Annotated in this window: 12 protein-coding genes and 1 other RNA gene; 5 read left to right on the top strand and 8 right to left on the bottom strand. The window is 43.8% G+C overall.

The annotated features are described in order from the left end of the window. Positions 1 to 105: 105 nt before the first annotated feature. The 4 genes from NG792_RS00305 (at position 106) to NG792_RS00290 (ending at position 1,469) form a co-directional block, all read left to right on the top strand. Positions 106 to 372, top strand: coding sequence for a YciI family protein (locus NG792_RS00305; protein ID WP_261234056.1), 267 nt, complete (start codon positions 106 to 108; stop codon positions 370 to 372). A 78-nt stretch (positions 373 to 450) separates the two neighbouring features. After that, positions 451 to 547, top strand: an RNA gene (gene ffs, locus NG792_RS00300) — signal recognition particle sRNA small type. A 91-nt stretch (positions 548 to 638) separates the two neighbouring features. Then, on the top strand, positions 639 to 1,010 hold the full coding sequence (locus NG792_RS00295; RefSeq protein ID WP_261234055.1) for a phasin family protein: 372 nt from the start codon (positions 639 to 641) through the stop codon (positions 1,008 to 1,010). A 33-nt stretch (positions 1,011 to 1,043) separates the two neighbouring features. Then, complete coding sequence (locus tag NG792_RS00290) at positions 1,044 to 1,469, top strand: hypothetical protein (RefSeq protein WP_261234054.1); 426 nt, start codon at positions 1,044 to 1,046, stop codon at positions 1,467 to 1,469. A 159-nt stretch (positions 1,470 to 1,628) separates the two neighbouring features. Here NG792_RS00290 and NG792_RS00285 read toward each other — a convergent pair whose 3' ends face one another. Continuing rightward, entirely contained in the window at positions 1,629 to 3,032 is a 1,404-nt protein-coding gene (locus NG792_RS00285) for a reverse transcriptase domain-containing protein (RefSeq protein WP_261234053.1), read from the bottom strand. Continuing rightward, positions 3,029 to 4,657, bottom strand: a complete 1,629-nt coding sequence (locus NG792_RS00280) for a hypothetical protein (protein WP_261234052.1) — start codon at positions 4,655 to 4,657, stop codon at positions 3,029 to 3,031. Before NG792_RS00280 ends, NG792_RS00285 begins: the two co-directional genes overlap by 4 nt. Before the next feature lie 245 nt (positions 4,658 to 4,902). Here NG792_RS00280 and NG792_RS00275 point away from each other — a divergent pair, with 245 nt between their 5' ends. After that, positions 4,903 to 5,889, top strand: coding sequence for a DUF1848 domain-containing protein (locus NG792_RS00275; protein WP_261234051.1), 987 nt, complete (start codon positions 4,903 to 4,905; stop codon positions 5,887 to 5,889). A 108-nt stretch (positions 5,890 to 5,997) separates the two neighbouring features. Here the strand turns inward: NG792_RS00275 and NG792_RS00270 are convergent, their stop codons facing one another. The 6 genes from NG792_RS00270 to NG792_RS00245 all read right to left on the bottom strand — a co-directional run bounded on the left by NG792_RS00270 (position 5,998) and on the right by NG792_RS00245 (position 12,474). Further along, on the bottom strand, positions 5,998 to 6,501 hold the full coding sequence (locus NG792_RS00270; RefSeq protein ID WP_261234050.1) for a PIN domain-containing protein: 504 nt from the start codon (positions 6,499 to 6,501) through the stop codon (positions 5,998 to 6,000). Then, on the bottom strand, positions 6,488 to 7,588 hold the full coding sequence (locus NG792_RS00265; RefSeq protein ID WP_261234049.1) for an XRE family transcriptional regulator: 1,101 nt from the start codon (positions 7,586 to 7,588) through the stop codon (positions 6,488 to 6,490). Before NG792_RS00265 ends, NG792_RS00270 begins: the two co-directional genes overlap by 14 nt. 167 nt (positions 7,589 to 7,755) lie before the next feature. Further along, the gene (locus NG792_RS00260; protein ID WP_261200667.1) at positions 7,756 to 8,433 is read right to left on the bottom strand and encodes a DUF2834 domain-containing protein; all 678 of its coding nucleotides are present in this window, start codon (positions 8,431 to 8,433) and stop codon (positions 7,756 to 7,758) included. Positions 8,434 to 8,512: 79 nt separating this feature from the next. After that, positions 8,513 to 9,406, bottom strand: a complete 894-nt coding sequence (locus NG792_RS00255; RefSeq protein WP_261234048.1) for a sugar phosphate nucleotidyltransferase — start codon at positions 9,404 to 9,406, stop codon at positions 8,513 to 8,515. 25 nt (positions 9,407 to 9,431) lie between these two features. Next, positions 9,432 to 10,508, bottom strand: a complete 1,077-nt coding sequence (locus NG792_RS00250) for a mevalonate kinase family protein (protein WP_261234047.1) — start codon at positions 10,506 to 10,508, stop codon at positions 9,432 to 9,434. A gap of 505 nt (positions 10,509 to 11,013) precedes the next feature. Then, positions 11,014 to 12,474, bottom strand: coding sequence for a CHAT domain-containing protein (locus NG792_RS00245; protein WP_261234045.1), 1,461 nt, complete (start codon positions 12,472 to 12,474; stop codon positions 11,014 to 11,016). Positions 12,475 to 12,659: the final 185 nt, after the last annotated feature.

The raw sequence follows: 12,659 nt of genomic DNA, 5'->3' as shown, positions 1-12,659 counted from the left end.
AACCCCAACCCTTAGCGCATTTGATGCTAAAATTTGCGATGACCTGCACTCTTGCGAGTCCCAGGCCAATCCTCTTTAACCCCTACCCCCTGAGTGCACCCTCAAATGCCCTGGTTTGTCAAGATAGAAAAAGGAATCGTCGATAAACCTACCTTCGATCGCCACGTTCCTGCCCATAAAGCCTACGTTGAAGATTTAATTGCCAAAGGACATAACGCCAAAACTGGCTATTGGCAACGACGCGGAGGCGGAATGCTGCTATTTGAGGCGGAGTCAATGGAAGAAGCCCAGCAGATCGTCGCTGAGGACCCTCTCGTCAAGCATGGCTGCGTCAACTACGACCTCTATGAGTGGTGTATCGTCGTTGAATAACGGGCTGAAATCACAACTTTAAAAAATATTCCGCAACCCCCTAGACAAGAGTCGGACAACAATGATATAGTTGTAAATGACCTGGACCCATGCGGTCATAACGCCCAAATCTTGTCAGGACCGGAAGGTAGCAGCAATACGGGATGCTTGTGACAGGCGTGGTATCCGGGTCACTTTTTTTTACTGCCGCTTTTTGGTGGTCACTCCGCCTCTATTGGCCTTATCCTAGAAGCAGTAACCTCAGCGACTAAGGAGCAATACTGCCTATGCCTGGTTTCGGTGATATGGTACAAAAGGCCTTCTATCTGGGAGTGGGAATCGCGTCTTACGCGGGCGAAAAAGCAACCGGAAAATTAGCCGAAGTGCGGGACCAAGCCCAAAAACTTGCCGATGAAATGGTCGAACGGGGCGAAATGAGCACCGAAGAAGCGCGTCGCTTCGTGGAAGACATGATGAAACAGGGCCAGCAGCAGATCAAGCAGCCCCCATCTGAACCCACAACGCCACGAGAGCCCCGTCGCATTGAAATCTTAGAAGACGATGAAGAACCCGCCCCGGAGAAACCTCCGGAGGTGAATAACCTGCGCGATCAGGTACAATCGTTACAGGATGAACTACGGCGACTCCAGAACGAATAAAGATTGCTTCCGGAAATCATTAGGCAAAGGGTTATGGAAGATTGGCCGAAAGAATTTTTCAAGATGTTAGAAACAGCGGGACAAGAAGTGGATCGCTTTGTTCAAGAAGTGACGGAAGAGGTCGAGGAATTCGTTGATATTTTGGGAAGGTTTTCTTCAGATATCATGGAACTGTCTGAAGAATTCACGGAAGAATTGCAAACCACAATTTTTACCGAACTCGACCAATATTTTGAAGAGTTAGTTGATCCCTTTTTTGACCTGTATTTAGGACTAGATGAATTCCCGACGGACATGGATGGGTTTGTGTCATCTGTGGAACCCACAGCGGAAAAATATTCAGCCTGTATCGGTTGTAAAAACTATCACGGACAGGTTTACGGGGGCAATTTACTGGTTTGTGGGATGCATCCCTATGGCTGGGAAGCCGATGGCGACTGTCCCGACTGGGAGTCGTAATTTGGATAAGTAACAGGAGGCGCGGCGATCGCGCCTTTTGTGTTTTTTTCGGAGGTTTGAGGACGTTTAGGGGGCGATCGGCACAACTTCCAGTTAGCAAGCTGAAGCCAACCTTTCTTAAAAGTTAATAAATTGAAGCGTCATAATCAGTTTCCTTGTTTATCTCAGGACGGGATAATCGACTTCATCGCCTATCTCGGATTGACCCTTTCCACTATAGTATTTTTCTCGAATTATTTGAGGCTCCTGGTAGCTAAATAAATCACCAACACTTTCTTCTAATACAAGATTACGGGCTTCATCTAACAAATAATCTTGAGTGTTTATAGGCTCGTTCTTAATAAGTTGGCTATCATGCAGTCCCAAAATAAGCAGATAATTTTTCTTGAGTCTGGGTGTGGGCTTGGGTTCGCCATGTAAAGCAACTAATACAGCATCAATATGATGTGGCTCTACGAACTGCTCCGATATATACCCCAAAGCTATCCAGGTTTCAGTTGCCATGAGTCGTTCTACCAGAGTCCCAATAGTTGCAAATTCTACAATTTTTTCCCAGATAAATACCTCCATTTCAGGTAAAAATCTGAGGGCTCTTAAAGTAACAGATCTCATATATTCACTCATGGGATATGAGGTATGTTGATAGTAGGCAAGTATCCCAATGACTTCAGATAAACATCCTTGGCGTGCCAAACTTTCTACAGCTTGTAAAGGCTCGCGGACCGTCCAGGGGCTTTGACACAAAATATCTGCCAAATATTTAGAAATCTCTGTTATACCCAATAAAGAGAGCTTGTTCAAGGCAAAACGAATCCGTGTTTGGAGGTTTCTAGCTGTCTTTACATCATTTGGAGCAAGTGCTTGTAAGTTTTCCCAGCTTTCGCAAAACATACTTACAAGTTTGGCTCTTAAGCTGTCTTTGGAGTTTTTCCAATTTAGATTGGCATTTTCAAAATTTTCTTTCCAATTTATTATATCTTGATGCTCATCAGGTAGGCTGGGCAAATTTAACTCTTGTTTTTCCTTTAAATCTTTCAGGCGTTTTTTACTGTTAAAAATATAAGAATGTATTCGACGGCTAAGATCCGGTGTGTGAATGTAAATTTTTAGTGATTGAAGGTAATATTGATATTGTTCTACTAAGTGCCACCACAGTTTATCATCTTCTTTTCGGTAGGCTGATTTAAATGCAGTTCGATAATCCGAGTTCATTATCCACAAAAGATTAATAATACCTTGAAATTCATTGCCCAAATTCGTTAAATCTTCATCTTCACTACATATTTCTAAAAAATCGGATACTGAGTGAAAAATTTCTGTTTTATCCTCATTTAGTTCCAGTCCAATTTCTTGTAGTTCTTTCTTAAGCTGTTCTAAAACATCTTTTTCATCTTCTGGATCTGGAATAACGATAATCATATCATCAACATACCGGAAGAATTTAAGACCCCACTCATTATTAGAGCCGAATCTCATATCTATGGAAGTTAGATAAACATTGGCATAAAAACCTGAACCAATGTGTCCTTGAGTAACCCCCGAACCCAAATCATGTTCGTTCAATTTTTTGAAAGTAATAATCTCAGCAACCAGCGGATGCGTTTACTTTCAATTAATTCTTGAGAAACTAAACTTATTAATTTATCCTGAATTATATGGGTATAAAAAGATTTAATATCAGCGCGAATAATTAAACAAGCTTGAAATTTTTCTGCGGCCAAACAAGCATCTTTAACAAAATTTTTATAGGCCCCAAACCAAGAGGAATATAAATATTCTGTAGTTTTATTTCCGGGTTCCCGGGTCATTCGATACGCATAGCTGCTGCCTCGTAATTCGGCCACTTTATTGCCTAATTTTTGAATAATTGCCACGGATAATATTTCTTCTTCTAAGCCAGATAAGCCTCTCCAACGAGCTTGGGAGATTTTTTTTGGAAAAGGGTAGGAAATATAGTCCTCTTCATGATCGACTTCTTTAACATAAGCTACTAAAAACACTTGCAGCCGATTTAGGTTTCTTTCAAGATTTTTCTCAAATAGCCGGATTTCTACTTCATCACAAAGAGACTCCTTCAAAAGGTGTTTTCTTGCACGTACCCAGGCTACTTCTAAATTGTCTCTGCTAGTTACATTATGCCAGTCTTGGTCTTCTTCTAACTTAACGCTAGTAATTTTACTAACATCAACATGAAAATAGATATGCGTATCTTTTGGGTTATTCTCCCAGTAAGAGTTTTGAGGGTTTTTAAAAGTTAATGATTTTGTCCCTTTTCCCACAGATTCAAACTGATGACGACTGCTTCCAAAAATTCTATCAATTGCAGCGCCCATTTGTTTTACCCGATGATTGTCACTGTTTGAAGTTCCTATCGTAATCGTATGCATTAGGTCACCAGGAATTTCTTCAAATAACTGCTTATAAACCATTGCATAATCATCGGCAAACCATTTATCGTCGCTTAAAATAACGTTGGAGTTGACGTTATATCCTATTAAACTTTTATCTTCCTGTCGCCGTTTACTATGCTCCTGTTCCAACATATCAATTACGTTTGATTGGAACATTAAAATATTTGACAAGCAAGGCTGATTCCATTTTTCGCGCTTTTTAATTAAATGGTTTCTTATTGTTAAAATATTTTCTCTAATTCCTCCTAGTCCCAGAGTAAATTCTAAATTAATGTTCCAAGGGATTAATTTTTTTTGAAATTCAAGCATCAATTGGTTATAAAGGGGTAATGCACCTTTATTAACATCTATCCCCACGCAGGAAATATACAAAGGATGAATTAAGCAAATATCTTGATTTTCAACAAGACTTAGAGTGGTTTGCAAAAATGCAGCAGATGCTGCTCCGGCACCACATCCAATATCGATAAAATATAGGTGAGGATTGCACGTAAACCAATTACAAATTTTTTCTAAGGTTACGATATTTTCTAAAGTGTAAAGCACCTTAAAATAATGGGTAGGAAAGAAAATATTGTATTGGGCTGCCGCCATTTTAAGGGTAGGTTCATTTAGCAAATCCTCCATTTGTTGTTTACGTTGATCTCCCCCAGGATAACGAACACTCTTGTATTTTTCGGCATCTTTTTGGGTAGCCAGCCATTTATGGACAGCCGTATAGACTTCTGCCGTGTGAGGATGAAAAGAGTAAAGGTTCAATGGAGAATTGTTTGTCATCAGGCTCCCCGAGTTGTAGGACGCGGTTGATGTAACCCGATCAACAGCATAGCTGGTTGAGAAAGTCCATCAGCCAGAACAGCAGGGGCATATAGAGAAAAATTTATGCACTCAATTTGCCACATTCTTAGGATACTACAAGGAGTATGGAAGAAAACAGCAGTTATGGATTAAAGTTGATTTTTAAGTTGATTTTTTAGTCAATTTTTGATAGAATACCAGTATGTCTCAACTCCGTCAGCTTTATGAAGATTATTAGCGCCAGTCGTCGGACGGATATTCCGGGGTTCTATTCCAAGTGGTTTCTCAACCGAATCCAGGCTGGGTTCTGTCACTGGCTTAACCCCATCAGCAGCAAGGTGTACCGGGTCTCGCTTTTACCAGAGGACTGCTTGGCGATCGCCTTTTGGACTCGCAACCCGAAGCCACTACTGCCGCATCTGGATTTCCTGGAACAGCAGGGTTACTACTTTTATTTTCACTTTACAATTATCGGTTATCCGAAAGCGATAGAAAGCCATAATCCTCCGATTGAAGTATCTATCGAAACCTTCCAAAAACTGTCACGGCGTCTTTCTCCCGATCTCGTGCAGTGGCGGTATGACCCCATTGTACTCAGTGATGTGACCCCTGCTTCCTATCATTTGGAACGGTTTGACTTGCTAACTCGCCAACTAGAAGGCTATACCAGACGCTGTTATTTTTCCTTTGTGGATTTTTACGGCAAAACTGAACGTAACCTGGGTAAAGTTTCCCAAACTCATGGCATCAAGTTTCAGCGCCCTTCTTTAGAGGAAAAAAGTAGACTGCTTCAGCAACTGCATGATATTGCTGAACCCCGAGGGATTAAGTTGTATTCCTGCTGCGAAGATGCTTTACTCGGTATGGGGGTGGAGAAAGCTCACTGTATCGATATGGATATTATTAAAATGCTCAGATCTGATTCTGATTTGGGACTCAAAGCCGCCCCTACCCGGCAAGATTGTGGCTGTGTAGAAGCTGTGGATATCGGGGCTTATGAAACCTGTATGTTTGGCTGTACCTATTGCTATGCCACGAATAGGCGTGATACCGCTTTAAAGCGATCGCAAGACCACGATCTTGAAGATACTGTACTCTGGAGACCACAAACCCTACGCGGCGTTGATTTGGCGACTAAGGAGGGGGGGAAAAAGCAGAAAAAGCCTGTAACTCCATCGCCTGTATTTATTCAACCTACCCTATTTGATTAACAGCCCTCAAAGCGATCGCCTCTCGCCAAAAACCAGGGGCGATCGCCTGAAATTTGACCTCAAAGGAATTAATCTTACAACCTGGAAAAATAGATTGCTTAATTCGTCCTACTTCCCCAACTCATTATACCAATTGGTTAAAATGGATGACCGAATATGTTTACCTCTCTCTTGAATTAACAACTCGGCCATCCTCTTGACTTCAATCTTACTTTTATGTCCCGTCTGCACCATCTCTGTCAGGAGACGCAGAGTTCTGATGTAAGCGATTCCATATTCTTTGCAGATTTTCACCACTAAATTATCATCACTGGCACATAATAATAATTGATGACGAGCAAGAACTAGAGTTGAGCGATCGGCTTCACTCAGCAGCGGCGCTTTATTGCCAAGCTCCAGAAAACTAGCAAACATTTCTTCAGTCTCTAACGGAAGCGGAATTAAGTATTTTTTCGCAGTCTCTCGCGTACTCTGTTCGAGATGATCTGAGTCTAAAACTTCTTGGGCAATGTACAAGGGCTGATAGTGTCGTTGCAGCCACTCCCACTCGTCAAGATAGCGAAAGTCAATCAAGGCAGTGGCATCGAGAATCGTGCCGTTACGGGATAGCATAGACCTCCGCCTCTCGACGACGAACCCCCAGTTCTTCCAGGGTGATATTCAGCAGTTCGGCTGCTTTCAGTTCTGAGATATTCCCCCGATTTAAGGCTTGCCAGATGAGTTGTTGATACCGTTCGTTTTCTGGAAAATCTTCTGCCTTTAAGGTGGGAGGTAACTCGATGCAGTTGCTCAAAGATAAGCCATTTCGCTGTTTATAAATCTTGCGAATCTTTGCGATTTCACGCCCATAGTCGATGCGACCCATATCCGATAACCGCTTTAAAATCACTTGATAGCTGACTCTAAAATGCTGTTTGAGTTGAATCAAGTTCGGGCTAATTTGATAAAACCGCTCAAATTCGGTTTGGGGAACCAGTAAATGTTGGGCAAAATAATTGGCAACGGCTTCCCGGGCTCCTTCTTCCCCTTGATTCTCCAGTTTTATTAGGTTATCTTGATAGTCGTCTCGATGGAAAATTAAATGACCAATTTCCTGAGCTAGAGTAAAAATTTGCTGTTCAATAGAAATATTATGGGTATTAATTAAAACAAAAGCACCTTGAGCAAAGCTACAGGCACTTAACCCAAAAAAGCCTTTAGTTGCAATGGGTTGGCGGAGGACTTTTAACCCCAATTCCTCTACTGCGGCAAATAAATTGAGAATGGGCGTTTCCCCTAATCCCAAGGTCCGGCGAAACCGGGCGGCTGTTGCCTGAATAAGTGCTTCGTTGCCGGGTAATTGGTGACAGGAATGGGTTTCTGGGGCATAAGCGGGGATGCCTGCGGCGGCTTCTAAGGCTTGATAAATCTCCAGCATCCGTCGCACTTGCGTGGCAAATTGCGGTTGTTTGTCAATGCCCGCATGGGCGCGAAATCGAAAGGGGGTGACTGGTCTAGATTCTGGGCGCAGCAAGTCATCCAGGGTGACGCCCAAGGTGCGGGCAAGGGCTGAGAGGGTTTTGCTATCGGGTAAGGTTTTGGCGTTTTCGTAGTTATTGATGCTTTGGCGAGTGACGCTGACGAGGTTGGCGAGTTGTTCTTGAGATAAGTCTATAGCTTTGCGGTAGCGGGTTAGGTTGCCTGCGATCGTCTCCTTCATGGTTTGATTCTCCAGGGTTGGGGGTCAGCTTTTGTAAAAGTTGATTTTTTAATCTATCGCTATTATAGGGAAAACTTGTCAAAGGATTTTGACAAAAACTGAGTTTTCTGAAAATAAAGAGCAAACCCAGCAGATGATGGGTTTGCCCTTCTTCTGCCGCTACTGTACTATTCCTGAGTGACAGCAGTTTTCATCTGTATTGCTTCCTCGCTAACTTGGACGGGGGGACGTAAGGCTAAATAAAATGCCGGTCCTAATAGGGGAATTAAGGCGACTAGCCAAAATATCCCGGGACTGTTTAACCCGCGTCGTGCCATGTCATCCCCGAGGATGGTGGGAAAGAGGAGGCAAAGCAGGCAAAAGTCTAACGTCATGACGTGAATAAATCGGCTGGTTTGCCACTGGTAGAAGTAATCCGTCCAATTTCCTTGGGTAATGCCATATCCCACTAAAATGAGGGCTGATAAGGCGGCGATCGCACCGAAAATTCGCGAGTCTACTGCTTTTAAAAACCAATTTTTCTCCCCCGAAAAGTTGGGATTAGGCTGGCGCAGAGCGAGATAGGGTAACAAGGCAAATGCACCGACTCCAAAGGACAGGGTGACAAACGGCCATGCCGGAACTTTTTGACCTTTTCCATCTAAAAATAGGACTCCGCTATAGATTAACGGCCATACTCCCATGATATTAAACAGGGCAATAATCAGGGGGTTGATTCCCTCCCATTCTCCAGTTACTAGGTTTTTAATTAAGTTAAAGGTGGCGGTGGGGTTATCCGGGGGTGCAAATCCAAAAGCATAAATGATTAGTCCAATCCATATCAATCCAAAGCCAAGTTTTCTCATCGGAGTTTTGTCAATTTTGCTAAGTTTCTAATCTATGGTATCAAATGTCAATCCGGCTGAGTTGGAGCCAGCCCAATTTTCACCCCTGGCGAAACTCGATGAAGGTCTGATAATAGGCATCGGGCATTCCTGTATCGAAACACCGTCCTTTGATTTGATAGCCATACATCCCTTCAGCTTGCCGGACTTGTTCTAGGGAAGTGGTGAGCTGAAATTCTCCTTTCTCTCGGAGATTATTGCGGATATTGGCTTCGAGAAAGTCAAATATTGTGGGAGTCAGGGCGTAAATTCCAAAGACGGTTAAGAAGCGATCGCCCCTTAATCCTTCCACTTTTAAGTGTTTTCGGGCATAGTCTAAATCCGGCTTTTCGCAGACTTGGGTGAGGGATAAAATTTTGTCGTTATCTTGCCAATTCCCCGTCACGCAACCACAGTGATAAATTTCCTCCCCAGGGGTTACCGTGAGGGCAACGGTACTTTTTCCCACCCGGTTATAAACCTCCACCAGTTGGCTGGCACAAGAGAGTTCCGTATCTGACAAATAAACATGATCCCCTAAAAACAGCAGGAACGGTTCATCACTTACCCAGTCTTTCGCACAAAACACCGCATGACCATACCCCTCCTGAACCTCCTGAATTAACAGGGTAATTTTTTCCCCTAATTCTTGTAAATACTCGCTATAAGCTTTATTTTCCGGGGAAAGTTTGTTATAATGATGAGGGTTTAGCGGGGCTTTTAAGAAACTTTCAAACAGGTGACAGTCACTGGGTTGGACGATAATTGCCACCTCTTCGATTCCGGCACTGATGGCCTCTTCCACAATAGCTAAAATCGTGGGTTTCACTCGACCCTGGCCGTCAATAATCGGTAATAATTCTTTCTTTACAGCTTTCGTGGCGGGAAACAAGCGCGTGCCAAATCCGGCGGCGGGAATAATTGCTTTGCGAATTGGATAAGTTGATTTTTTCATATTAAAAATGTAAAAAAAAAGGCCATCAGATTTCTTCTGGTGTGACTTCAGCCGCAGAGGCGGAAATCACCAGCTTCAAACACTGCATTTGCGGGAAATCTCGTTTAATCAGTTCAATCACGCGCTGTTGATTCTCCTGATTTTTCACGAGGAACTGTGCTGTACCGTCTCCTTGAGAACCGACGCCTTTTCCGCCCAAAATTAAGCTTTGCAGCGGCGGATGTTTGAGAAGCGAGTGCAGGACGGGGGCAGTTAATTGGGAGGGGCAGGCCCGAATTAAATGGCGGTCAAATTCGGTTTGGGCTTGCTTCATTAAGGCCCCGAGGGATTCGGCGTTCCCCTGTTCTAGGGCAGTGGCAGCTTCCTGGGTAATTCGGGCGCTAATTTCTCCTAAATATTTATGAACGTTTTGCTTAATTTCATTGGTGGCAAAGGGATAGCATTGATTGAGAATGCTGAGAATTTCATGGGTGTTTTTAGAAGCGGCTAAATCAACAATTACAAAAAATAAATTTTTTAGACTGTGGAGTTCTATAATATTAATATGCTGTCCATCAAACACCATCATCACCGGGCGGTTGCCGTAAGCACAACTTTGGTCGAGGCGGCCACAGCGAGATGGAGTGGTGATTTCACCGGAATAAGCTAATTCCATTTCACCACGAAGGGTTAATTTTAACTCGTACAACTGATTGAATGCACGGGCGACGAGAACGGAGATAGCTGCACTGGAGGCTAACCCTTTCTGAATGGGTAAATCAGTTTTATAGTTATCAATTTCTATCCCTTGGACGTGATAAAGAGTCAATGCTTGATAGGCGACTCCGGCGGCATAACTAAAAAAACCACCCTTTTTTGCTTCGGCCAGTAATACCTCTCGTTCCATCGGAATTTGTAACAATTCTTTACGAGTACCATCGGTGAGACAAGAGTGAAGAATCAGGTGGGTCGGATGGGGTTTGACTTCAGCATAAATCCCTTGATTAGTACCGACGCTGAGGGTGTATCCTTTGTGGAGAGCAGGATTGATACTTCGGTATCCCCCGGACCAATCACTGTGTTCTCCAAATAAACAAAGACGACCTGGAACAAACATTTTCATCGATTTTTGGGATGGGGTGGAAAACCCGATTTATAAAAATCCCCGGCACTGGGATAATTGTAGGATGTTGGAATAGGGTTCGGGAAAACGGACGGACCCTGATGGAATAAACCGCACTTAAGTCAGGGCCGGTGAATGATTTTCAATGGATCAGTCTAAGCATACCATTAACGCCGATTGATTGCGTTATGGTAATCACATAAAATCACGACGATCGCTGATAGGAGAGGGGAACTTTACAAGGGTTAGAGTGAGCAATTCCATCGGTCCACCTTTAAAATAGCTGACGATCGCTCTAACACTTGTACCGTATTTCTGGGGTGGGGGTTTGCTAAAATAACAACTCGGAAACAATGCTATAAAACTGGATAGGTTCTATTAGAAATTTTTACAGTAAGTGAGCCAACTCGGGAACCTACTGCCGGAAAAGTGAGATAACCTTATGCAGCGATCGCCTTTCTTGAGTTTTACCCTGACCCAGAAAAGCGATCGCGGCAACAACTTCTTACCAGGGACTGCCGATTAGGGTAAACCCTGCCCAAAAGTAAGGGTGAGCTAAATTTTCCCCAGTCAATTCCCCTAATTCTTCCGGGAGAGGAACTACCCCGCGATCGCTGACTAGGTTCCCTTCTTCTAGGCGCACTTCTCCTCGTAGCATAGCCAATTGTGCCTCGCGCAGTGCTTCCGCCTTGAGGAGCGATCGCGAGTTGTCGTCGTTGGTTTTGAACATATCGTAAAACTCAGACATTAGCGCCAGAGTCCCGAGGTCGCTCACATACCATAAACTCGCTAAGGCAGAGGGAACACCGCTTTGAATCGCTAATCCGGCAAATCCCTTTTCTGCATCTTGGCTGCCGACTGCTGTCTTACAAGCACTCAACACCAACAATCCGATCGCCGATTCATCGAGTTTCAACTGGTGCATATTATCCAAAGTGAGTTGACTATCCCACAATTGAATATAAGATTGAGCCGGGTTTCCCTCCTTAAAATCTGCGTGAGTGGCGAGGTGAACGATTCCATAGCGGGATTCTTGCAATTGCGACTGCAAGTTTTCCTGGGTAAAATCTTGATTAAGAAACACCTCTCCCGGCCACAAATAACGGGCAATTTGAGAGAGTTCCACGGGGACCGCAGGCAGGGGAGAGAGGGTTTTAAACAGGGAAGCCCCCATTGCTAAAACTTCTGTATTTGCCAGTTCACTGGGGTTCAAATCAATCATGTTAAAGGCGGGAATCAGTGCTAGACTGTATTCTTCCACCAGAAATTTTTCCCCATCATGTAAGGCGGCAAAGGGGACCGATCGCAACCCTGGACCGACACATAACAACAGATTTTCGATTCCCCGGGACTGCAATTCATCGCGCAAGGGGGCGATCATCCAAGTATAAAGCTGTTGGGCTTGAGGTAGATAGGATTGGGTACTTCTTCGGCTGGGGCTAGTCATGCGCTGCCGTAATTGTTGTGCCGTTTCTTTCAGCATCTCCTGATTAGTTTCCGCGATCGTGCGACCCGTGACTCCTCCATCAGCAGTGACTAACAACAGTTCCAGTTGGTCCTCACCGGGAATCATGTAAATCACCGCCGACTTTTGACCCGTTTTTTGTTCAACAAGGGCCAACGCTTCGCCAATCTCTTCCCCCTGAAGGGTAACTTCCGATAAATTGCGGCCAAAATAATCTTCAAATACAGTTTCCCATTGTCCCTCAATTGCCGTGACAGCGGGGGCAAAATCACCTGAAACAATACCTGGGCTGCTCTGAGGTTTCCGGTCCTGTAATTGAGCAATTTGATGAGATAGGGATATGCCGGGGGGAACCGCAGAAAACGGAGCATCACTAGCGGCAGTCCGGGAGGGAAATAAGGCGATTCCCAAAGAACATAAAAAAGGAAGAATATACCAAAAGTGTTTGCTAGAAATGAAAAAAGGCAGTTTTGAGCTGGAATTGAAAAATGTTAATTTCATGGAAAAGTTACTATTCGCTAAATTCGCTTTTTTTTGAGGCGGTGATGAAATTGAATGTCACCCAGTAAAAGCGCGATCGCGCTTGAGTAGATTTCCCCTAAAGGCTGGTTTTTATTGTAACGAAAAAACTTCCGACTTGTCGCAATTCTGAAAAGCTCAAGGGCAAAAAGTTGAATTGTGAAGTA

It is taken from the genome of Laspinema olomoucense D3b (assembly GCF_025370785.1).
Lineage (GTDB): Bacteria > Cyanobacteriota > Cyanobacteriia > Cyanobacteriales > Laspinemataceae > Laspinema > Laspinema olomoucense.
Note: the sequence above shows the minus strand (reverse complement) of the source record. Positions and strands in the feature narration are given on the sequence as shown.